Annotated in this window: 20 protein-coding genes; 6 read left to right on the forward strand and 14 right to left on the reverse strand. The window is 55.1% G+C overall.

From position 1 onward, the window contains the following. Nucleotides 1-261 precede the first annotated feature (261 nt). Entirely contained in the window at nucleotides 262-1,986 is a 1,725-nt protein-coding gene (locus AUQ41_RS20330) for an OFA family MFS transporter (protein ID WP_063090402.1), read from the reverse strand. Between the two features lie 410 nt (nucleotides 1,987-2,396). Between AUQ41_RS20330 and AUQ41_RS20335 the strand changes: the two genes are divergently transcribed. Beyond that, entirely contained in the window at nucleotides 2,397-2,963 is a 567-nt protein-coding gene (locus tag AUQ41_RS20335; RefSeq protein ID WP_063090404.1) for a GNAT family N-acetyltransferase, read from the forward strand. Nucleotides 2,964-2,980: 17 nt separating this feature from the next. Here AUQ41_RS20335 and AUQ41_RS20340 read toward each other — a convergent pair whose 3' ends face one another. From AUQ41_RS20340 to AUQ41_RS20355, 4 genes are all read right to left on the reverse strand, one after another. Beyond that, entirely contained in the window at nucleotides 2,981-4,993 is a 2,013-nt protein-coding gene (locus AUQ41_RS20340) for a cache domain-containing protein (RefSeq protein ID WP_063090405.1), read from the reverse strand. Then, nucleotides 4,990-6,423: a sigma-54 dependent transcriptional regulator gene (locus AUQ41_RS20345; RefSeq protein ID WP_063090407.1), complete on the reverse strand. Its 1,434-nt coding sequence runs from the start codon at nucleotides 6,421-6,423 to the stop codon at nucleotides 4,990-4,992. Before AUQ41_RS20345 ends, AUQ41_RS20340 begins: the two co-directional genes overlap by 4 nt. Nucleotides 6,424-6,560: 137 nt before the next feature. Beyond that, nucleotides 6,561-7,319 (reverse strand): SDR family oxidoreductase, encoded by a 759-nt coding sequence (locus AUQ41_RS20350; protein ID WP_063090409.1) that lies wholly within the window; start codon nucleotides 7,317-7,319, stop codon nucleotides 6,561-6,563. A 36-nt stretch (nucleotides 7,320-7,355) separates the two neighbouring features. Next, complete coding sequence (locus AUQ41_RS20355) at nucleotides 7,356-8,090, reverse strand: TSUP family transporter (protein ID WP_063090410.1); 735 nt, start codon at nucleotides 8,088-8,090, stop codon at nucleotides 7,356-7,358. A gap of 196 nt (nucleotides 8,091-8,286) precedes the next feature. Between AUQ41_RS20355 and AUQ41_RS20360 the strand changes: the two genes are divergently transcribed. After that, complete coding sequence (locus tag AUQ41_RS20360) at nucleotides 8,287-9,606, forward strand: aminotransferase class III-fold pyridoxal phosphate-dependent enzyme (RefSeq protein ID WP_063090412.1); 1,320 nt, start codon at nucleotides 8,287-8,289, stop codon at nucleotides 9,604-9,606. Between the two features lie 71 nt (nucleotides 9,607-9,677). On the opposite strand, the gene AUQ41_RS20365 is transcribed toward AUQ41_RS20360, so the two are convergent. Then, complete coding sequence (locus AUQ41_RS20365; RefSeq protein WP_063090413.1) at nucleotides 9,678-11,192, reverse strand: PLP-dependent aminotransferase family protein; 1,515 nt, start codon at nucleotides 11,190-11,192, stop codon at nucleotides 9,678-9,680. Between the two features lie 234 nt (nucleotides 11,193-11,426). On the opposite strand from AUQ41_RS20365, the gene AUQ41_RS20370 reads away from it, so the two are divergent. The 4 genes from AUQ41_RS20370 (at nucleotide 11,427) to AUQ41_RS20385 (ending at nucleotide 15,916) form a co-directional block, all read left to right on the forward strand. Continuing rightward, complete coding sequence (locus tag AUQ41_RS20370) at nucleotides 11,427-12,569, forward strand: substrate-binding domain-containing protein (protein ID WP_008891981.1); 1,143 nt, start codon at nucleotides 11,427-11,429, stop codon at nucleotides 12,567-12,569. Nucleotides 12,570-12,727: 158 nt separating this feature from the next. Next, nucleotides 12,728-13,825, forward strand: a complete 1,098-nt coding sequence (locus tag AUQ41_RS20375) for an ABC transporter ATP-binding protein (protein ID WP_063090415.1) — start codon at nucleotides 12,728-12,730, stop codon at nucleotides 13,823-13,825. Between the two features lie 13 nt (nucleotides 13,826-13,838). After that, nucleotides 13,839-14,759: an ABC transporter permease gene (locus AUQ41_RS20380; RefSeq protein WP_063090417.1), complete on the forward strand. Its 921-nt coding sequence runs from the start codon at nucleotides 13,839-13,841 to the stop codon at nucleotides 14,757-14,759. Further along, complete coding sequence (locus AUQ41_RS20385; RefSeq protein ID WP_063090418.1) at nucleotides 14,756-15,916, forward strand: ABC transporter permease; 1,161 nt, start codon at nucleotides 14,756-14,758, stop codon at nucleotides 15,914-15,916. The genes AUQ41_RS20380 and AUQ41_RS20385 overlap by 4 nt, the downstream gene beginning before the upstream one ends. 85 nt (nucleotides 15,917-16,001) lie before the next feature. Here AUQ41_RS20385 and AUQ41_RS20390 read toward each other — a convergent pair whose 3' ends face one another. The 8 genes from AUQ41_RS20390 to kynA form a co-directional block, all read right to left on the reverse strand. Next, nucleotides 16,002-16,397 carry a RidA family protein gene (locus AUQ41_RS20390; protein ID WP_063090420.1) on the reverse strand — a complete coding sequence of 132 codons (396 nt, stop codon included), beginning with the start codon at nucleotides 16,395-16,397 and terminating at the stop codon, nucleotides 16,002-16,004. Beyond that, nucleotides 16,390-16,821, reverse strand: coding sequence for a thioesterase family protein (locus AUQ41_RS20395; RefSeq protein WP_008891976.1), 432 nt, complete (start codon nucleotides 16,819-16,821; stop codon nucleotides 16,390-16,392). The genes AUQ41_RS20390 and AUQ41_RS20395 overlap by 8 nt, the downstream gene beginning before the upstream one ends. Nucleotide 16,822: 1 nt before the next feature. After that, the gene (locus AUQ41_RS20400; RefSeq protein ID WP_063090421.1) at nucleotides 16,823-17,512 is read right to left on the reverse strand and encodes an ABC transporter ATP-binding protein; all 690 of its coding nucleotides are present in this window, start codon (nucleotides 17,510-17,512) and stop codon (nucleotides 16,823-16,825) included. Nucleotide 17,513: 1 nt separating this feature from the next. Then, nucleotides 17,514-18,263, reverse strand: coding sequence for an ABC transporter ATP-binding protein (locus AUQ41_RS20405; protein ID WP_063090423.1), 750 nt, complete (start codon nucleotides 18,261-18,263; stop codon nucleotides 17,514-17,516). Beyond that, nucleotides 18,256-19,242 (reverse strand): branched-chain amino acid ABC transporter permease, encoded by a 987-nt coding sequence (locus tag AUQ41_RS20410; protein ID WP_063090424.1) that lies wholly within the window; start codon nucleotides 19,240-19,242, stop codon nucleotides 18,256-18,258. The genes AUQ41_RS20405 and AUQ41_RS20410 overlap by 8 nt, the downstream gene beginning before the upstream one ends. Further along, complete coding sequence (locus AUQ41_RS20415; RefSeq protein ID WP_008891972.1) at nucleotides 19,242-20,159, reverse strand: branched-chain amino acid ABC transporter permease; 918 nt, start codon at nucleotides 20,157-20,159, stop codon at nucleotides 19,242-19,244. The genes AUQ41_RS20410 and AUQ41_RS20415 overlap by 1 nt, the downstream gene beginning before the upstream one ends. Before the next feature lie 79 nt (nucleotides 20,160-20,238). Continuing rightward, entirely contained in the window at nucleotides 20,239-21,378 is a 1,140-nt protein-coding gene (locus tag AUQ41_RS20420; RefSeq protein WP_008891971.1) for an ABC transporter substrate-binding protein, read from the reverse strand. Between the two features lie 137 nt (nucleotides 21,379-21,515). After that, entirely contained in the window at nucleotides 21,516-22,364 is an 849-nt protein-coding gene (kynA, locus tag AUQ41_RS20425; protein ID WP_063090426.1) for a tryptophan 2,3-dioxygenase, read from the reverse strand. Nucleotide 22,365 lies beyond the last annotated feature (1 nt).

The following is a 22,365-nucleotide window of genomic DNA, read 5'->3' on the forward strand; positions in this document are numbered from 1 at the left end:
GCAGTCCCGTTTTCGGGTCGCGTTATTATTGACTGAACACTCTACGTCGCGGGGAAGTGTTCTGGTTGCAGGATAACCGATTACCCCTTCGGGCATAAAGGTTATTCCTGCAACAGAACGCAGATCCGGGCCGGATGAACAGAGCCCGGATCTGCCCCTGACGCTTTGGCATGATGTCCCACTCATGCCCGGTTTTGCCAGAAAGTGGAACCGGCAAAACGGGCGCTGGCCATGGATATGTTGGCCAGCGCCCTAGTCAGGTTAGGCCTTGGACGGAGCCTCGCTTGCGCCAGCTTGCTGCGTTTCCATGTGATGCTTTTCATGGATCGGGCTGACCAGCTTGTTGGCAATCAGCGCAATCGCAAGCAGTGCTGCCATGGCATACATGGTGGTGTTATAGAGGCTTGAGGTCGGATCAACCGTCCCTGCCGGTGCGATTTCCATCAGACGTCCAATGGTCACCGTTTTGGCCGCAACCAGTTGGTCAAGCTGGGCAATACCGGCACCGAACTTTTCCTGGAAAGCGGCCGGGTCGACCTTTGAGGCCAGATCCTTGATCGAACTTGTGACCGAGGCCTGACGCAACTGGGTGATGGCAAGCGGACCAAGAACACCGGCCGTGCTCCAAGCGGTCAGAAGACGACCATGGATGCCACCGACATATTTGGTACCAAAGATATCGGCAAGATAGGCCGGGATGGTCGCGAAGCCACCGCCATACATCGTGAAGATGATCATGGTTGCGGCATAGAACATGACAAGCCATGTTACAGCCGGGTTGATGCTGACCTGTTCTGCGGCAAACGGGATCGACAGATAAAGCGCGATGCCCAGAATAAAGAAGCAGTAATAGGTGTTCTTGCGCCCGATATAATCCGACATCGACGCCCAGAAGAAACGACCGCACATGTTAAAGACCGAAATCATGAACACATAGGTCGCCGCAAAGGCAGAGTTCACAACCAGCGGCAAGGTCGTGCCAAAGATTTCGGTCATCATGGTTTTGGCAACGCCAATCACCCCGATACCCGCCGTCACGTTAAAGCACAGCACAATCCACAGCAGGTAGAATTGCGGCGTTTTAAGCGCCTGATCGATATGAACGTTGGCATGCGTAATCATGCGTTTGGATGCGGCATCCGCGGTCGGCGGCGTCCAACCAGCCGGAAGCCAACCTTCGCGCGGCACACGATAGGAAAAGGCCGCAATGACCATCACGATGAAATAGGCAACACCAAGCGTAAAGAAGGTCGCAGCCGCACCGGTGTTACCGGTTCCGACAACATAAACACCCTCTTCGATAGGCACCGGAGCCGAGGCAACCTGTGCGGCACCGGCAACCACGACTTCAACCATCTGGCCACCGACTTCGGCCATACGTTTGCCGCCCTCGGTCACAAGGTTTACGGCACTTTCCGGGCCAAGATATTCCGGCACCTTATAGAACGCCGACAGCAGGCCTTCCTTGATCGGGGTTGCGATCATCGCACCACCGCCAAAGCCCATGATCGCCATGCCGGTCGCCATACCACGACGGTCCGGGAACCAGCGAATAAGCGTTGATACCGGCGAAACATAGCCAAGACCAAGACCACAGCCGCCAAGCGCGCCATAGCCGAGATACACCAGCCAAAGCTGATGGGTCATGATGCCAAGGCCACCGATGATGAAACCACCCCCCCAGCAAAAGGCCGCAACGACACCGACCATACGCGGGCCGACTTCTTCAAGCCATTTGCCGCCAAATGCCGCCGCAAGGCCAAGGAAGACGATGGCAACAGAGAAAATCCAGACAACGGATTGCAGGCCCCAGTCGCCGGAGCTTGCACTGACCACGCCAAATTCCTTGATCAGTGGCGGGTTGAAGATGCTCCAGGCGTAGACGGAGCCAATACACAAATGAATAGCAATGGATGCTGGTGGTACTTTCCAGCGATTGAAATCGTCACCAGCGACGATGTGTTCTTTTTTGAGCTTGTCAAACATAGCGATTTTGTCCTCCCGGTCTTTGGATTTTCCTTGCCCTTCCCCGTCGCACAATTGGTCATGGTGCAGGGCAAACACGGTTAAATCCGGAACTCTCAACATCGCAATCGCCATGCCATTGCATAACAAGCGCCGTTTTCTGTCATTCTTGCAAACTGAAATGGACTGCTGCAGCGCACACGCATGGACAAAATGTCCATATCTTTTTTCGCGCATAACGTGCAAATGGACAAAATGTCCACTCGCAACCGCAGCAATTTCAATGCGATACCCCAACGCGCGTTCCGGGTTTGGACAGGATTTTGGGGAATTGAAAGATCACGCTGCGATTACCCTTTTCATTGCGCGTACCGCGTGAGTAAGAAAGGGCGATGAGCCTGTTACCATCCGCTTACCCGCGAAGGACGCATATGAGCGACATCATCACAGACAGATTGATCATCAGACCCTTTGTTGAAGCTGATGCCGCAGAACTGTTCGAGTACATTTCGAACCCGCGCGTAAACTGCTTTATGGATGACAAAGTCACAACGCTGGAACAAGCGAAGGCAAAGGCCCGGAAACGTGCAAAGGATAAGACCTGTCTTGCGGTCTGCCTGAAAGAAACAGGAACCTTAATTGGTGAACTTTTGCTTCATCACGATGGCCCGGAACAAGCCGACACCTATTCCGTCGGCTGGAACTTCAACGAAAAGGTTGAAGGCAAGGGATATGCCAGTGAAAGCGCACAAGCCTTGTTTGAGCATCTGTTCACACAGCGCGACGCAAGAAGGCTTTATGCCTATGTCGAAGACAACAATTTCAAATCGCAGAAGCTGTGCGAGAAACTTGGCATGCGCAAAGAGGCTTGCTTTGAGGAATTTATTTCGTTTGTCAACAACCCCGACGGCACACCGAAATACGAAAACACTTTTGTGTATGCCATTCTGAAAAAGGAATGGCTGCGTGCACCCACACCAAAAAGCCCAATGAACTGACGGCCCCCAGTCTGGCCCTAATCCGCCTCCGGCAGCCAGATCATGAATGTGGTGCCCTCTCCGAGTTTGCTTTCCACTTCAAGCCCGCCACCCTGTCGATCAATCAGGGTCTTGGTAATCGACAGACCAAGCCCCGTCCCTTCGCGCCGCTTTGTGGTATAGAACGGATCAAAAATACGGTTCAGCACGTCGGCATCCATACCCGATCCGGTATCGCGCACCGTGATCAGAATACCCGGCACGCCATCGCGATCCTGATCAATATCGGTCAGGGTCAGTGTCCCGCGCTCCGACATGGCATGCAGGGCATTGACCATCAGATTGACCAGAACCTGCTGCAACTCGGTCCGGTTCATCAAAACAAGCCGGGTTGAATGATGTTCGCGCACGACGTCGATATCCGCCCGGCTAAGCAGATGGGCGACCAGCGGCATGCAGTCGTCTATCACCTCTGCTACACTATGGCGTTCGACATATCCGGCATATTCTTCGGGCTTGGCGAACTGCAGGAGCTTGGTCACGATCAGATTGATACGATTGACCTGTTCATCAATCAGGCGGAATTCCGTATCGCCCAATCTGGCATGTTCGCCCAACAAATCGCGGAGGACATCAAGGTTGCCCTGAAGTACCGCCACCGGATTATTGATTTCATGCGCCACACCGGCGGTAATTTCCCCAATGGCCGCAAGCTTTTCGGACATGATCAATTGCCTGGTGGTGGCTTCGAGCTGGCGATTGGCTTCGCGCAACTCGCTGGTGCGGGCATCAACGCGTTCATTTAGCTGATCGTTCCAGGCGCGCAAACGTTTATCGCGTTCCTGCACCTGATCGAGAAGGTCATCAAGATGGTCGGCCACAAGGGCGATCTCGTCCTGCACCTGATCAATGTTGGTTCTGGCCGACAGATCGCCGTTTTCAACCCGACCAATGGTATTGGCCATGCGTTCAAGCGGTTTGAAAATACCCCGCGCCCAGCGCAGGAAGATTGGCACCGACAGGGCCGCGACAAACAAAAACGCCCCGATCAGGATCAGAAGGCTTTCATACTTTGTCTGGGCAAACGGGGCTTCAAGAAACCCGACATAAAGCATACCAACCCGTTTGCCATAGCTGTCCTTGATCGGCTCATAAGCCGAGATATACCAGTCATTGACCACAAAGGCGCGATCAAGCCAAACTTGGCCGTCTTCAAGAACGGTTTTGCGCACCGCACTTGAAACCCGCGTACCCAAGGCGCGACGATCGGCAAACAGGCGGACATTGGTACTGACCCGCACATCATCAAGGAAAAGGGTCGCCGTTCCCTGACTGCCTTCGGGCAGGCTGCTTTGGCGATAGACAAGATCGTTGATCGTATCGATGAACGCCAAATTCTGGTTGAGCAAAATACCCCCGACCAAGGCGGCGTTTTGTCCGTTTGGCAATTCAACATGACTTGCCGAATGCACAACCATTCCCCGCGTTTCGGCATCGCGTGTCGAGGGCACGGCATTAGGCGTATCAATCAGATCGAGATGGGCGCGTTCGGCCAGATCGGGCGAAATCGCCGCCAGGTCGGTGTTGCTTAGAATATCGATGCTGGTCATCGACTGCCCTCGAAAGGCACTGGCGATCACCGGCCAGTCGGCATCGGGTTGGTCAGAACCTGTGCCACTCGGTGCGGGTGACAGATAGAGGAAATCAAGGCCAAGCTTGCTTTGACGTTCTGCAAGCAGGCGGTCGACCTCTGAGACATCACCTTTGGCGAGCACTTCGCGAAAGGCGACCGATTGGCCAAGTGCCTGGATTTGTTCGCCGGTATTTTCAAGGATATGCGTGAAGTACTGATGGGCAATCGTCAGATCGCCACTGACCTTTGATGTTAACAGTGCATCGAACTTGGTATTCCACCGCACCATCATCACGCCAAGCAACAATGGCAGGATCACAAGCGTCGGCAAAAGCGCAATCGCCAGCAATTTGAAACGAACGGATCGTGTTCTTTTGGCGGGGGGCTTGGTGGCGCCCGACAATGACGCGTCGGTCATTCCTGTTCCCAGCTTGCGCACTTGCGATCAATGGTCTTGCGCGATACCCCCAACCGTCTGGCGGCTTCGTTGCGATTGCCATTGGTCTTGTGCAACATCGCCAGAATGTGACGACGTTCCATCTCATCAAGCGTTTCATCACGGTCAACCGGCGATCCCTGATCGGCAAGTTCATCGCGGAATTCCGCCGGAAACTTGCCAAGAATAAGTGTCCGTTCAATCAGGTTGCGCAATTCACGCACATTGCCCGGCCAGTCATAGCGTGTCAGCCCGGCACGCACAGCCGCATCCATTGGCACGGCACGTACGCCAAGCTGCTTGGACAGTTTGGTCATAAACAGCTCTGCCAGTTCAAGGACATCATCCCCACGGGCCGAAAGCGGTGGCATTTCGATATGCATGACGTTGATGCGGTAAAACAGATCAGCACGGAAACGTCCGGCGTCGACTTCGACCTCAAGATCGGCATTGGTGGCAAAGATAAAGCGCAAATCAACAGGTGCTTCGCGTTCTGAGCCCACCGGGCGAACACGGCGGCTCTCGATTGCGCGCAAAAGCTTGCTTTGGGTCGCCAGCGACAATTCACCGACTTCGTCCAGAAACAGGGTGCCGCCCTGCGCATGCATGAAAAGCCCATCGCGTGCGGATTGTGCGCCGGTAAAGGCCCCTTTGACGTGACCAAACAATTCCGCCTCGATCATCTCAGACGGAATGGCGGCACAGTTGATCGGAACAAACGGCTTTTCGGCGCGATCAGAAAGCGCATGCAACGAACGTGCGGTGACTTCCTTGCCCGTGCCACTTTCCCCGGAAATCAGAATGGATGTCGGAAGGGGTGCCACACGGGCAATGGTTTCACGGATTTCCTGAATTTGCGGCGAATAGCCAATCAGCTTGTCGCGCAGCAACACATGATCAGACGTTGCCCGTAGTTCATGGCGCAGAACATGGTTTTCACGGCGCAACCGCATACGATCCAGACAGCGCGCCACCGCGTTCAAAATCTGGTTGGAGCGAAATGGTTTCAGGACAAAGTCGACCGCACCGGCACGCAGCGCCTTGATCGCGGTATCAAGATCAGCATAGGCCGTCATCAGGATTGCGTCGGAGAAAAAGCCGATTTCACGCTGTTCGGTCAACCATTCCACCCCGCTTTTGCCAGGCATGATGTTATCAAGGATGACCACATCAAAATGATGCTGATCAAGAAGGGCGGTGGCTTCTTCGCAATCGGCGGCTTCTTCGACGCGTTTGGCACGTGGCCCCAGGGTACGGACAAGGAAATTGCGCATGCCCGGTTCGTCATCGACGATCAGGATGGATGCCTTTTCCAGCCACGGACCAAATTCAGGCCCCGGCCCGCCAAGGCTTGCGTCATTGCCGGCAGGCGGCGCTGCCCCATCTGACGCGCCCAGAACGGTCGATCTCATGATGTCCCTCCGATGAAACATGCTTTTTGTTTTTTTAAAAGCTTAGTTCAGCGGAAAGAGAAAAGCAAAACCGTTGGTGAGGGTTAGCTCATTCTAACGCAGAAGTTACCTTCACCAACGGATGTGCAAAATATGGGTCAAGCTTGCTTGCGATGAATGGCAAACGGCGACCAGCTTTGGCTGACCGGCATGACTTCCAGCGAGTTGACATTCACATGTGCTGGCAAGTTCGCCACCCAGAAAATGCTTTCGGCAATGTCTTCGGGCTGGATCGGGTCGGCACCGCTGTAAAGCTTGTCATAGGCTTCCTTGTTGCCGCCAGTACGGACCAGCGTGAATTCGCTTTCACAAAGGCCCGGCTCGATCGAGGTGACGCGAACGCCCGTCCCCGCAAGGTCACAGCGAATACCCAGCGAGAATTGCTGAACGAATGCCTTGGTCGCACCATAGACATTCCCGCCCGGATACGGCCAGTTCGACGCGATGGAGGCCAGATTAACAATCGCCCCTTTTCGTTCGATCAGTTTATCAAGCAGGATGCGGGTGATGGCGACCAGCCCCTTGGTGTTGGTGTCGATCATCGTCATCCAGTCCGACAGATTGCATTCCTGTGCCGGACCAGTGCCAAGCGCCAAACCGGCATTGTTGACCAGAAGGTCGATCTCGGCGAAGTCGGCCGGAAGGCTGTCAATTGCGTTCCGGGTTGCATCGGCATCCTGAATATCAAAGCAAAGCGCATGGGCAACTGATGCCCCACCGAGTTCATCGACAAGGGCGTCAAGCCGTTCGGCACGCCTGCCGGTTACGATGACTTTCCAGCCTTCCTTGACAAAACGCCGGGCCGTTGCCGCGCCAAAGCCAGAAGTTGCGCCGGTAATGAGTGCTGTTTTGGTCATGGGGATCTCCGGTGGTGTGAGTAGATGGTAATTGTCTTACAGACCAAGTGCGATGGTCTGAACGAAGCCGATAATGGCGATAAGAACGAGGCTGATGGCACAAACACGCCGCCAGGTGGTTGCCGACATGCGCCGATAGATCATCTCGCCGGGGAAATAGGCGATCATGGCAATCACGAGTAACGGCAAGACAAGTGCGATGAAATCATCGGGCAACATGCCCGCGGCCGCACGGGTGATAAATCCCAGTACATCGACCGCACCGAAATAGATCGCAAGCGTGTTACGCACCCGGACATCCTGCGTGCCACCGGCCAAAAGCCAGGCCGCAACCAATGGTCCGCCCACGGCAAAGCCCGACATCAGGATACCGACCGAACAGGCCAGAAGTGCCCCGATGACAAAATGTCCCATCCATTTTGGCGGATGGTGCAACATGGCAACCAATGCCGCCACCGCAATCGCAAGATTGGTCGCAATCCGGATGGTCTGATCATCCAGCGCGAAGGCGACATAAGGGCCAAGCACCGCCCCGAAAAGCCCGAAAGTCAGCAGGATCGAACAGGCCCGCCAGTCGACCTTGGCCCGATCAAAATCGCGCAGGATCAAGCCGGTCAGGACAATATCAATGATCAGGATGATCGGCGTTGCCGTTGCCGGGGCAAGCAAGCTTGACAGACCAAGTGCTGCCAGCAGTGCGAAGCCAAATCCGGTAACACCACGAAACAGGGCGGCAACCGCGACGACCATGCCAGACAAGATCAGTTCCATGGAATTCCTCGTTGTTACAGACCTGAATTACGCCACTGATTGCGTCGGCAATAGAGCCACATCGTCCCTTTTGATGGAGCCACATAGCGATCTGGACCTAAATATTATCGAGTTCTGGCACTAACGCCATGCGAGGGGACGGGTTTAGCTAGCAGCATAAGATTTCCGCCCCACACTCTTGCCGACAGGAGCCAGCATGAACGTGTCCGTCAAGCCGAACATGACCAACCATTGGATGCCTTTCACCAACAACCGTCTGTTTCACGAAGAACCGCAGATGTTTGCCAAGGCAGAAGGTGTGAAATACTGGACCCCGGAAGGCCGTGAAATTCTGGATGGTTCATCGGGTCTGTTTTGCTGTGCGGCCGGTCATGGACGCCCGGAAATCGCCGATGCGGTTTATAAGCAACTGAGCACGCTGGATTATTCACCGCATTTTCAGCGCGCCGCCCCCGTTTCGTTTGAATTTGCCGAAAAGCTGGCCGGTATCCTGCCAGACGGGCTTGATCGTGTGTTCTTTGCCGGATCAGGTTCCGAGGCGGTCGATACCGCAATGAAGATGTGTCTCGCCTATCACCGTGCGACCGGCAATGCCCAGCGCACCCGGTTTGTATCGCGTGCATGGGGCTATCACGGGGTGAACCTTGGCGGTACGTCGCTTGCGGGGATGGTCAATAACCGACGTGATTTTTCGGGGATTACCTGTGATGTCGTGCATATGCGTCACACATGGACCGAAGAACAGAAATTCACCCGTGGCCAGCCGGAAACCGATGCCGATCTGGCCAACGATCTTGAAGAAATCTGCAAGACCTATGGCGGCGATACCATTGCCGCGGTCTTTGTCGAACCGATTGCCGGATCGATTGGCACCATCGTGCCACCCAAAGGCTATCTCGAGAAGCTTCGCGCGATTTGCGACAAATACGGCATCCTGCTGGTATTTGACGAAGTGATTACCGGTTTTGGCCGAACAGGTTCTGCTTTCGCCTCCCAGGCATTCGCAGTCAAGCCGGACCTGATCACCATGGCCAAGGCACTGACCAACGGCGCTATTCCCATGAGTGCGGTTGCCACCAGTGCCGAAATTCAGGCAGCTGTCTTTGAGGCTGCCGGCGATGCGGACCGCCCGGAATTCTTCCATGGCTATACCTATTCCGCCCATCCGGTGGCCTGTGCCGCCGGGATCGCAGCCCTTGATATCTACGCCAAGGACAAACTGTTCGAACGTGCCAACGAATTGTCTCCGCACTTCCTTGATGGCGTGTTTGGCCTGCGCAACCTGCCCCATGTCAGCGATCTTCGCGGTTATGGCATGATGTCGGGTATCCAACTGACCCCCGGTGATGCGCCGGGTGCAAAAGGCAGCTGGGCACAGCGTGCATTGTTTGACGAAGGTCTTCACGTCAAGGCAACCGGCGATGCAATCATTTTCGCGCCCGCGTTCGTCAGCACCGAACAGGACATCGACGATATGGTAGCCATCCTGCAGAAGGTTCTAGGCTCACCAATGTAATCTGCCTGCAGGGGACAGATGCCGATCTCAGGGGAGTGGGGTCGGGTTAAAGGGACCGCCATACACACAGCTTACTGTGCGGCGGTCCCTTTCCTGTTTTCAACGATCACCGCCATGATGGCATTGCGCAACTGAGTGATGCCGGGCGCAATCTGATCGCGTTCAATCACGGCAAACCCAAGTCTCAGGCGATCACGCGGTGCGCGGTCGGGATCGCAATAGTGCACATCGCCCGGCTCGACCAAAACCCCGCGTTTGGCGGCTTCGCGATGGACGGCCCATGCATCGATATTGTCGGGCAGTTTAACCCAAACCGCCGACCCGCCCGTAGTCGGGGTGACGTTCAATTCGGGTAGTTGTCGGGAAATTTCGTTTTGCATCAATTGCCACTTTTCCGACAGGCGATCACGCGTCCGGCGCAGGTGTGAGTCCAGATGACCTTCACCGATGAACAAGGCCATGGCGCGCTGATCCTGCGCGGATGGGTGGCGGTAATTCAGGCGACGCAGTGCACGCAATTCCTTGATCAGTTCACTGTCGGCAAGGATGTAACCAATCCGCAATCCCGGAAACATCAGTTTGGTCAGACTGCCGATATAGATGATATGCCCGGAATTATCGTAGCTTTTAAGCGCCGCGCGCTGATGACCAAGGTAATTCAGCTCATGCTCGTAGTCGTCCTCGACCAGAATGAAGTCATCCTTGCGCGCCCGTTCAACAAGCTGAAGACGGCGATCCAGTGACATGGTGACACTGGTGGGGCATTGGTGCGATGGCGTGGTGTAGACCATATCGCACTTCGACAGCACCGGTGAGTTGGCAAGACCTTCGCTATCAATCGGAAGCGGGCAAATATCGGCCCCGGTGGAGGCAAAGATATTGCGCGCATCCACATAGCCCGGATCTTCGACGCCAACTGTCCTGCCCCGCCCTGCCAGAAGCTGCCCAACCAGAAACAGCGCGTTCTGTGCGCCGATGGTGATCAGCAACTGTTCCGGATGGGCGCGCAAACCACGATGGGGCAGAATGCGGGTTATGATCTGTTCAAGAAGTTGCGGGTCATCCATATCGACCTGATCGCCGACCCAACTTTGCGAATGGGCAAGCGACCCGGCCAGCCGCATGGAATCGCGCCAGCGCGAAATGGTGGTTTTGTCGGGTGAAACTTGGCCGTAAATGAACGGATAGGGGAAATCGCGCCAGTTGGCCGGTTTGACGATATTGCGCGCCTCGGTCGGGCGGAACTGCAAATGGCGTCGCCACAAATCGGGATCGCGTTCCTTGGTAAACAACGAAGCGGTCCGCGTATCCACACTTAGGCGCAATTGCTGGCGAATATATTGCTCATTGACGAAATGCCCGCGCCGCCAGACGGCCGTCAGATATCCATCATCGAGCAGGCGTTGATAAACCAGCACCACCGTATTGCGTGACACCTTAAGGGCGGAAGCCAGATCGCGGGTCGACGGCAAGGGTTCATGCGACGGTAACCGACCTTCAAGAATCGCATCGACGAGGCCCTGATGCAGCTGTTGCTGCAGGGTTTGACCGGCAATTGCCGGATCCTCAAGTCGAATGTCGAGCATCGGTTATGCCCCTTTTATTCGGCACTGCAGCACGTTAACCGGCGTGGCACCATAGTTTTTGCCTTGTGGCTCTATTACTAGAGTAACCGGCAGATATACCATTTTGTCAATGCGATAAAGCAGGAACAAGAACCGCGATCATAATGCGGTCGGTTCAGGGAAGTTATGTCCACCAGGGAGGCGCATGGTGCGCCGCACATAAGGGAAAAATCCCGGCTATCAGGAGACATACGGATGACCAAGTTCACTTCCGGCCCGAAACTTAACCGGCGCACACTTCTTAAAGGTTCGCTTGCCGCCGGTTCGGCACTTGCAATGCCTGCAATTATCAGCAGAAAAGCACTCGCATCCTCTGGCGAAATCAACATTCTGATGTGGTCTGATTATCTGCCAGAGACGTTCCTCAAATCGTTTACCGATGCAACGGGCATCAAGGTGAATTACACCGGCATCGGCTCGAACGAGGAAATCATCAACAAGATGAAGGCTTCCAAAGGTCGCGGCTTTGATATCGTATCGCCGACCAACAACCGTGCCCTTCAGTGGAAGGCACTGGAACTGCTTCAGCCGTTCGACATGTCCAAAGTCGCCATCGAGGCCGTCAACCCGGCAATGGCCAAGATCGGCAGCACCGATTGGGCGTTTGAGGCTGGCTCCACCTATTGGTTGCCGCATATCTGGGGCACCGAAGGCATGGCGTGGCGTACCGATATGTTCCAGCCAGAAGGCATGTTCCCGTCCTATGGCGATGTCTGGTCCGAAGCCAACGCCGGCAAAACCATGGGCCGTGCGCATTCCATGATGCTGGGTGCCGGCCTTTACATGGAAACCACGGGCGAACTGGCCCCGGGGTCGGTCTGGAAGGCCTACACCTCCGAAGAAGAAATGCGCCCGGTCTGGGAAAAGATCACCGAATGGTGCATCGCGCGCAAAGGCAATATCAAGCTGATCTGGAACGATGCTGACACCCAGAAGAACGGTCTTCTGAACGAAGGCGTCATCGTTGGTCAGACCTGGGATGGCCCGCCGCTTGCGCTTAAAACGGCTGGCGAACCTGTCATGTACCGTGCGCCGAAAGAAGGTGCGCTGGCATGGGTCGATGGCCTTGCCCTGCCGACCGGTGCCGAGAACATCGAACAGGCTTATGAGTTCATCAAATATGCCTACATGCCGGAACTGGCAGGTGAGGCAATTGACCATCACGGTTACAACTCCCCGGTTCTGGGTGCCGACAAGTTCGCAGGCGAAGCCTATGCCAAGAACTTTGCCGATGCCTATCCGGGCGAAGCGTTGGCCAACCTCAACCCGTGGCCGTCCGAACCGCAGTGGTATGCCGACATGCGTACCGAATATGTGAACCGCTTCGAAAGCGCCTGATTCCGATCTTTGGGGCGGCACGACTTTGCGCGTGTCGCCCTTTTTGGGTTTCTAGGGACATGATCCTAGGGCCGATGCATTTCAAACAACAATAATTCCGGTATCGCCTGTGTTTGCGGGCGAACGGGCTTTGACGTTTTCAGGGGGTTGTCAGTTCTATGACCAAAGAAATTTCGCTTGAGCATGTCTGGGTAGAGTTCGGCGAATTCACCGCTGTCCATAAAGCAAATCTGAACATCGCGGGTGGCGAGTTCTTTTCATTCCTCGGCCCGTCGGGTTGTGGCAAGACAACGCTTTTGCGCTGCATTTCCGGTTTTCAGGAACCGACACGCGGCAAGGTCAAAATCGGTGGTCAGGACATGCGTGGCGTTGGCCCGAACAAACGTCCCACCGCCCTTATTTTCCAGAACCTTGCGCTTTTCCCGTTGCGTTCGGTCGCTGATAACATCGCCTTCCCCCTGGAAGTACGCGGTGTGGACAAGAAAACCCGGCGCAAACGTGCTGATGAGTTGCTTGAACTGATTGCCCTGCCCGGTCAGGGCGACAAGAAAGTCAGCGAACTTTCCGGTGGTCAGAAACAACGTGTGGCGATTGCCCGCGCCCTTGCGGTTGAACCTGACATTCTTCTTCTTGATGAACCGTTATCGGCCCTTGATCTTAAACTGCGGCAACACATGCGCACTGAATTGCGCGCCATTCAAAAGCAGGTCGACCTGACCTTTATCTACATCACCCACGATCAGGGCGAAGCACTGACCATGTCAGACCGCATTGCCGTGATGAACAAGGGCAAGATCGAGCAGATCGGCGATGGCAAGGCGATCTATGATCATCCGACGACAAGCTTTGTCGCGTCATTTGTCGGCGAAAACAATGTGCTTGATGGCACGGTTTTGTCCAATGACGGCAAGACAATGAAAATCGATGCCGGTCTCGGCACCCCCTTTACGGTCGAAAACCATCCGGCGGGCGGCCCGGCGTTGGCGCCCGGGGATGCGTGTCATCTTTTCGTGCGCCCCGAAGCCCTTCGGCTTTCGAAAGACGATAGTGCGATTAATCAGTTCGAAACCAACTTCGTCACCGAAGAGTTCGAAGGCAATATGCGCCATATCGTGATGAATGCGAGTGGCACGGACCTTAAGCTTTCGCTGATCAATGATGGCACCAACGCGATTGACGCCAATGCCCCGGTCAAACTCGATTTCGCACCGGAAATGGGCATTGCGCTCAAACCGGGCGAATTGGCCAGCGCGTAAGGGGGCCCGTATCATGCGTGATCTTTTTTACGACCTTGTCCGACGCAACGGGATGGCGGTCTCGATCTATCTGATGCTTGCGGTCAGTCTTTGGGTGTTCATTCTGATCATCCTGCCGCAACTGACCATGCTGGATTATTCGTTCCGGTTTAACCTGCCACCAGCCAAAATTGGCGGCCCCGAAGACGTTTATACCCTTGAGCAATATCGATATTTCTTCCAGGGAAGTGGTGCGTCCGACGGGTTTAATGCCCTTGATATCGGCATTCTGTTCAAGACACTGCTTGCGGCTGTGTTCGTCACAGTGTTCGATTTGATCATCTGTTACCCGGTTGCCTTTGTGCTGGCGAAATCATCAACCGGTGCAAAGGCGCGGTTGCTGGTTCTTGCCTTGATCGTTCCTTACTGGATCAATGAAATTCTGCGTGCCTTTGCGTTTCGTATTCTGTTTGGCGCCACGGGTGTCATCAATGAAACCGGCATGGGGCTTGGCCTTTGGGATACGCCGATTGACTTTATCCGTCAGGATGTCGCGCTCTATGCCGGGTTGGCTTATGCCTACATCCTTTTGATGATCTTCCCGCTTTATAACGCGATTGAAAGCCTTGATCGCAATCAGATCGAAGCCGCGCGTGACATGGGGGCCAACTGGTGGCAAGTCCATGCCAAAGTTGTCATTCCCTATGCCAAGCCGGGCATTGCATCAGGCATGACCATGGTCTTCATGTTGACATCGGGTGCCCTTGCCGCACCGCAGATTTTGGGTGGCCCGTCGAACCTTTGGTTCACGCAGCTGGTCTATCAATGGTTTAACTCTGGCGGCAACTGGCCGCGTGGATCGGCCTACGCGATGGTTCTGCTGATCGTCTGTATTGCGCTTGTCCTGCTGGTGATGCGCCTGTTCAAGGTATCGATCGGGGAGATCAAACAATGAAGATGAAATCCCCGACTGCATTGATCCCCGGTCTGTATTTGACCCTGTTCTTTGCCTATTTGTTTGGACCGTTGATCATCATGGTGATCACTGCGTTCAACTCATCGACCTTCCCGCGTGTTTCACCGTGGGAGTGCTTTACCACCGACTGGTTTGGCAAGCTTGCCAGCGATGACAAGCTTCTTTCCGGGCTTGGTAATTCGCTTTTGATCGGGGTGGGCGTTGTCTGTGTTGCCATTCCAATCGGACTGGCCGCCGCGATCACGCTGTCACAGGTTGGTCCGAAATTACGCGCAGCGCTTTATACGATCTTCATTGCGCCCATTCTGGTACCCGGCGTTGTCATCGGTCTTTCGACCCTGATTTTCTGGGACAGGATTGGGACCCTTTTCAATGCACCGTATGAGAGCTTCTTTTATGACGGAACGTTCCTGACCATCTTTGGTCAGGTAACCTTTATTGCCGCTTATTCGATGCTGGTGTTCCTGTCACGTATTCAGCGGTTTGACACCACGCTTACCGAGGCGGCCCTTGATATGGGGGCGACGCCAACGCAGGCGTTTGTCAAAGTGCTTTTGCCGTTCATGGCACCGGCGATCGGTTCGGCCACGGTTCTTGCGTTTCTGGCATCGCTTGAAAACTACAACACCACCGTGTTTACGATTGTTTCAAGCAGTACCTTCACCACGGTCCTGTCATCGAAAGTGCGATATGGCCTTGATCCGTCGATCTCAGCCGTTGCGGTGATTATCATCGCCATCACGCTCATCGGCGCGATCATTTATGAATGCCGCAATCGCTATTACACCAAGGGCTGGGCACATGTGATTGCCGAACGTCCGGCTTTGAAGATCGCCACACATCCGGGAACGGTTGCCGTGATTTTGGGTGCTCTGACACTTGCCGCGGTTCTGTTTATCCAGAACCATGATTCCAGTGTCTGCACGGCGCAAGTTCTTGAAGAAAAGCGCGCCCTGCAACAGCAGTTGATGGAACAGCAATCGATCAACACACCACAACAGGCTGTGCCAGCCCCGACCATGCCCAACCTTGGTCCGGTTGGCGGTGATGAGGGCGGTGCATCGGCACCAAGCCCGTTTGGCAACAACATCTTCTCGCCCGAGAACCTCGGAACGAGTGCCCCGGAAGGCAATTAGACATTACCTTTCGGCAAGCTGATCAACAAAAAGGGCAACACGCGATGTGCTGCCCTTTTTTGTTCCGTCATGTCCCGATGCCTGATCAGGACGGAATGGCGGCGGTTGCCTCGATCTCGACCAGTGCTTCGTCTTCGACAAGTTCCTTGACCACAACCATGGTCATCGCCGGGAAATGCTTGCCAAGAACGCGCTGATAGGCCTGACCGACTTCGCGCTGATGGGCGAGATATTCCTTTTTATCCGTGACATACCAGGTCAGGCGGGCAATGTGTTCGGGTTTGCCGCCAGCGGCTTCAAGAACGGCGACAATGTTTTTAAGCGCCTGTTCCATCTGGCCGACAAAATCCTTGGCAACAAAGACCTGATCTTCGTTCCAGCCAATCTGGCCACCGATGTAAAGTCGGGCACCATCGGCCAAGACGCCGTTGGCATATCCCTTGGGCTGTTTCCATCCGTCAGGCTGAATGATTTTATGCATTGTTTTCTACCACTTGATTGATTTCTTTTTCGATTTTGGCACGCAAATCATCTGGCCATGCCACTGACTTTCCGGCCCCGTGTTTAGTAAAGACCAGGGTAACCGTTGTTTTCAGGCGTTGCTCGGCACCTGATCGTGCGGTGATTTCCAGCTCTAAACTGGAACGTCCGATCCGGGTCGGGATCAGACAGAATTCCAAAACATCGCCAAGTTTGCTTGGCGCGGTAAAGGCGACACTGAGTGCCGCTGTCGGAACGGCAACCTTCATCGGGCCATGCATGGTCGGGAACCCGAACCCGATGACCTGATCAAACCATTCCTCGACCGTGGCATTCACCATCTCGAAATAGCGGGGATAGAAAACAATCCCCGCCGGATCGCAATGTTGAAACATGACTTTCTGCGTATAGGTGAATGCCGCCATATCAGACCCCCAGATACCGGTCAGCCAGATCGTCGGTCAGTTCGTTCACCGCCCCACTCCAGGCCGTGATGCCCTTTTCGACAATCACATAGCGATCCGCGACACCCGAAAGCTCCTTAAGCGATTTATCGACCACAAGGATCGTCAGACCCGATTGTTTAAGCTGATTGATTGCCGCCCAGATTTCCTGACGCACGACGGGTGCCAGTCCCTCGGTTGCTTCATCAAGGAGCAGCAAACGCGGATTGGTCATCAGCGCCCGGCCGATCGCCAGCATCTGTTGTTCACCGCCCGAGAGGGTCATGGCCTTTTGATCACGGCGTTCGGCAAGACGCGGGAATAGTCCCGCCACACGATCAAAATCCCATTCGCCCGGACGGGCGGCAGCAATCAGGTTTTCCGTCACGCTAAGCTGAGCAAAGCAGCGGCGTCCTTCGGGCACCAGACCAAGACCAAGGCGGGCCGCCTTGTGCGACGGCATCTTTGCCAGATCCTGTCCGGCAAAGCGGATGGAACCATCACGATGTTCCATCATGCGACAGATGGTTTTGATCGTAGTGGTTTTGCCCATGCCGTTACGGCCCATAAGGGCGACGGCCTCGCCTTCGTTCAGGGACAAATCAATGCCAAACAGGGCCTGCGATGCGCCATAAAACGCGGTGACGCCACTAAGTTCGAGAAGTGCAGTCATATCAGGCTTCCTCCCCGAGATAGGCACGTTTGACATCATCATTGCCGCGGATTTCGTCCACCGTGCCGGTGGCAATGATCCGGCCATAGACCAGAACCGAAATCCGGTCTGCGAGCGCAAAGACCGCATCCATGTCATGTTCGACCAGAAGGATTGGTGCCTGTCCGCGCAAACCATCAAGGAACCCGGTCAAACGTTTGGAACCCTCCGGCCCCATCCCGGCCATCGGTTCATCCAACAGAAACGCCTTGGGTTCCAGGGCAAGGGCGACCGCCATTTCAAGCTGGCGACGTTCCCCGTGCGAGATATCAGCTGCACGCATCTGCGCACGATCTGCCAAGCCAACCCGTTCAAGCTGTGCCATGGCCGGTTCGACCAGCGACTTGTCACCCAGCACCGGCTTAAAGAACCGGAACACTTTGCCGCTGACCGACTGGCGCGCCAGCATGACGTTTTGCAGGACGGAGAATTCCGGCATCAAAGAGGACACCTGAAACGTTCGGGCCAGCCCCATGCGGGATCGCGCCACAGCATCAAGCCCGTTGATGTTCTGACCGTTGAAATGGATATCGCCGCGGTCAGATTTGATCTCGCCCGCGATCTGTTTGATCAGGGTGGATTTGCCCGCCCCGTTCGGACCGATCAGGGCGTGAATTTCGCCCGGCCGCAGATCAAGCGTGACACTGTCACTGGCAAGAAGGGACCCGAACTGCTTGGTGACATCGGAAAGCGAAAGAATGGCATTAGACATGTTTACGCTCCCCCGCCAGAACACCGACAAGTCCACCGCGCGCAAACAGCACGACCAGAAGCAGCAGGACACCCAACGGCAATTGCCAGAATTCCCAAACACCGCCCAGAAGGTGTTCCAGAATGATGTAAAGGGCCGCACCGGCAAGCGGGCCAAACAAACGCCCGACCCCGCCCAGAATGACAAACACCATGATTTCACCTGACATATGCCAGGACAGCATTGTCGGGCTGACAAAACGGTTGAGATCAGCATAAAGCGCGCCGGCAAGGGCGGTGATCATCGCCGAAATCACAAACGCCACCAGACGAATGCGAAACGGCGCAATGCCAACCGCCGTCATACGTTGCGGGTTCTGACGCGCCCCCTGAAGGGCAAGACCGAAACGTGATCGGATCAGAACGGCCGAGAACACCATCGCAATCGCCAGCATCGCGGCACAAAGGGCAAAGAAGCTGATCGGATCAAGGGTGTTGATCCCCGGAAAGCCATTACGCACATAGATCGACAACCCATCTTCCCCACCATAAGCCGGCCAGGAGATCGCGAAGTAATAGATCATCTGCGCGAAGGCCAGCGTGATCATGATGAAATAGACCCCGCTGGTGCGCAGCGTGATCGCACCGATCACGAGCGCAACAAGTGCCGAGACCACAAGTGCAACAATCCAGATTACGATCATCTGGGTCGTCCCTTCGATCAGGAACGGGCTTTCCATGATCGGTTCATAGTTCAGCGCATGACTGGCAAGGATACCGGCTGCGTAACCGCCGATGCCAAAGAACGCCGCATGCCCGAAGGACACAAGCCCGCCATAGCCTAGCACGAGGTTAAGCCCGACACCCGCCATGGCAAAGATCGCAACCTTGGTGGCAAGGGTGATGATGAATGGTTCATCCATGCCAAGTGCGATCAGCGGAACGGCGATGAGCGCAATCGCAAGGATGGAATTAATCAGAAACTCGCGGTTCATGGTCATCAGGAAGTCGCCCCGAACAGACCGCTTGGCCGCAGGAACAGGACCAGCGCCATCACGATATAAATCAACATGGATGCCAGTGCCGAGCCAATCGCCGTGGCACTTGACGGATCAAGGAAGGTCGCAAAAGCATGCGGCAACAGGAAACGCCCCATCGTGTCGGTAAACCCAACCAGCAAGGAGCCGACCAACGCGCCTTTTATGGAGCCGATGCCGCCAATGACGATCACGACAAAGGCCAGAATAAGAACCGGTTCGCCCATGCCAACCTGAACCGACTGGGTCGTGCCGACAAAGGCACCGGCCAGCCCGGCCAACGCAGCGCCAAGGGCAAAGACGATGGTATAAAGGCGATCAATATCGACACCAAGGGCCGCGATCATGCCACGGTCGGCCTCGCCCGCGCGGATGCGGATGCCAAGACGGGTTTTGCCGATCAACAGGAACAAACCGACCGCAACAGCAAGCCCGGCGACAATGATAGCCAAACGGAAAAGCGGATATTGCGATCCGCCCGGCAAGATAACAGTGCCGGTCAGGAAATCAGGCACGCTTAAAAACAGCGGGAAGGATCCGAAAATCCAGCGTGTGCCTTCGGAAAAAATCAAAATAAGCGCAAAAGTCGCCAGAACTTGATCAAGGTGATCACGGTTATAAAGACGGCGGATAATCAACATTTCGACCAGCGCACCGGCAATGGCAGCCGCCATCAGACTGGCGACAAGCCCCAGCCAGAAAGACCCGGTCCATGCAGCCACAGCCGCACAGGCAAACGCACCGATCATATAAAGGGAGCCATGGGCAAGGTTAATCAGCCCCATCACACCGAAAACCAGCGTCAGCCCCGATGCCATCAAAAACAGCATCACCCCGGACTGAAGGCCGTTTAACAGCTGCTCCAGAAAAAGAGAAAACATTATTGGAAACTCCGTCACAAGGTGGTCGGGGGCCGATTACAAAATCGAAACCGGCCCCCGGCCTCTTGTCAGCTCTTTATTACATCGAGCATTCCGACGCATAGGCGTCAGAGTGATCCGTCAGCGCCGTACCAATGATCTTGTTGGTCAGCACGTCGCCTTCTTTGACGACTTCACGGACATACAGATCCTGGATCGGATGCTGGTTCGGACCGAAAGTGAACTTGCCGCGCACGGAATTGAAATCAGCCGCACGCAGGGCTTCACGGAAAGCATCCTTGTCGGAAATGCTTGCCTTATCCATCGCCGACAACAGCAGATTGGCGGTATCGAAGCCAAACGATGCATAGAGCGACGGCAGACGACCGTATTCGGCCTGGAAGGTTTCAACGAAGGCGGCGTTGGTCGGGTTGTCGATGTCTTTCGACCAGTTCGAAGTGTTTTTCACACCAAGTGCTGCGTCACCAACGGCACCGAGAATGCCCTGATCCATCGAGAAGGCCGGACCAATCAGCGGCTTGTCAACGCCAGACTGGGCATACTGCTTCATGAACGCGATACCCATGCCGCCTGGCAGGAAGAAGAATACATGATCCGCATCTGATGCACGAATTTGTGCAATTTCAGCTGCGTAGTCGGTTTGGCCAAGCTTGGTGTAAACTTCGTTGGTGATATCGCCAAAGAAGAAGCGCTTGAAGCCGGTCAGTGAATCTTTACCCGCCGGATAGTTCGGGGCAAGAATGAAAGCCTTTTCATAACCCGCACTCGACGCATAGCCACCAGCGGCTTCATGCAGGTTGTCGTTCTGATAGGAAACGCTGAAATAGTTCTTGTTGCAGCCCTTGCCTGCCAACTGCGACGGTGCCGCGTTAACCGACATGTAGATTTTGTCCTGAGCCACAGCAGACGGCACAACCGCCATCGCAAGGTTCGACCAGATGATACCGGTCAGAACATCAACCTTGTCCTGCTGGATCATTTTATCGGCCAGCTGAACCGCGATATCAGGTTTGCGCTGATCGTCTTCGATAACGACTTCAAGATCGGGATTGTTTGCCTGTTTGACAGCAAGCATGAAGCCGTCACGTGCATCAATACCAAGCCCTGCACCACCGCCAGAAAGTGTGGTGATCATACCCACCTTGACCGGCTCTGCCTGCGCAGCTCCGGCTGCAAGCAAAGCAGCAGCTGCTGCGATGGTTGTCTTAATACCCTTCATTTAAGCCTCCGTGTTTATACAATTTTTCATTTAGCAACACGTTGATCCCGCGACATTTATGTCTTTATGCGTCACGGTTTTAGTGAACCTGATGCCTGCCCCTGATTTTGCAGTATTTGCATCCGGTCCGTCCATCCTCAAAGCGCGGTTCGTACCCGCCAGAGTTCCGGAAACAGTTCTACTTCCAACATTTTCTTCAGGTAACTGACGCCTCCCGTGCCGCCAGTGCCACGCTTGAACCCGATCACGCGTTCGACCGTCGTGACATGGTTAAAGCGCCATCGCCGGAAATAGTCTTCGAAATCGACCAGCTTTTCGGCCAATTCATAAAGCGACCAGTATTTCCCCGGATCGCTGTAAACCTTTTGCCAGGCGGCAATCACCGCATCATCAGCCAAATAGGGTGCCGACACATCACGGTTCAGAACGTGTGCTGGCACATCAATTCCGTCCTCTGCATTCAGCAAGCAAAGGGCTTCGTCATAAAGGCTTGGTGTTGCCAGCTCCGCCTTGAGCATTTCGGTGATGTCTTCGCGATGCGCATGCGGGCGCAACATCGCATGGTTGCGATTGCCCAGCATGAATTCGATCAGGCGATACTGATAGGACTGGAACCCCGATGACGGGCCAAGCGCATCGCGAAACGTCGTATAGTCGCTTGGCGTCATGGTGCGCAGGACATCCCATGCGTTGTTCAGCTGTTCGAAAATGCGCGACACACGCGCCAGCATCTTGAACGCCGGGCGCAGATCACCACCATGGATCGCCTTGCGGGCCGCACTGATTTCGCGAATGGCAAGCTTCATCCAAAGTTCGGACGTCTGGTGCTGAATGATGAAAAGCATCTCATCATGGGCATCGGACTGCGGATGCTGGGCCGTCAGGATCGCATCAAGCGACAGATAATCCCCATAGGACATCTGATCGGAGAAATCCGTGCGCGCACCTTCCGTGCTTGGATCATATGGCGAGGTCTGCTTTGCCATC

The sequence above is a fragment of the Thalassospira sp. MCCC 1A02898 genome (assembly GCF_001618185.1).
In the GTDB taxonomy this organism is placed as follows: Bacteria; Pseudomonadota; Alphaproteobacteria; order Rhodospirillales; family Thalassospiraceae; genus Thalassospira; species Thalassospira tepidiphila.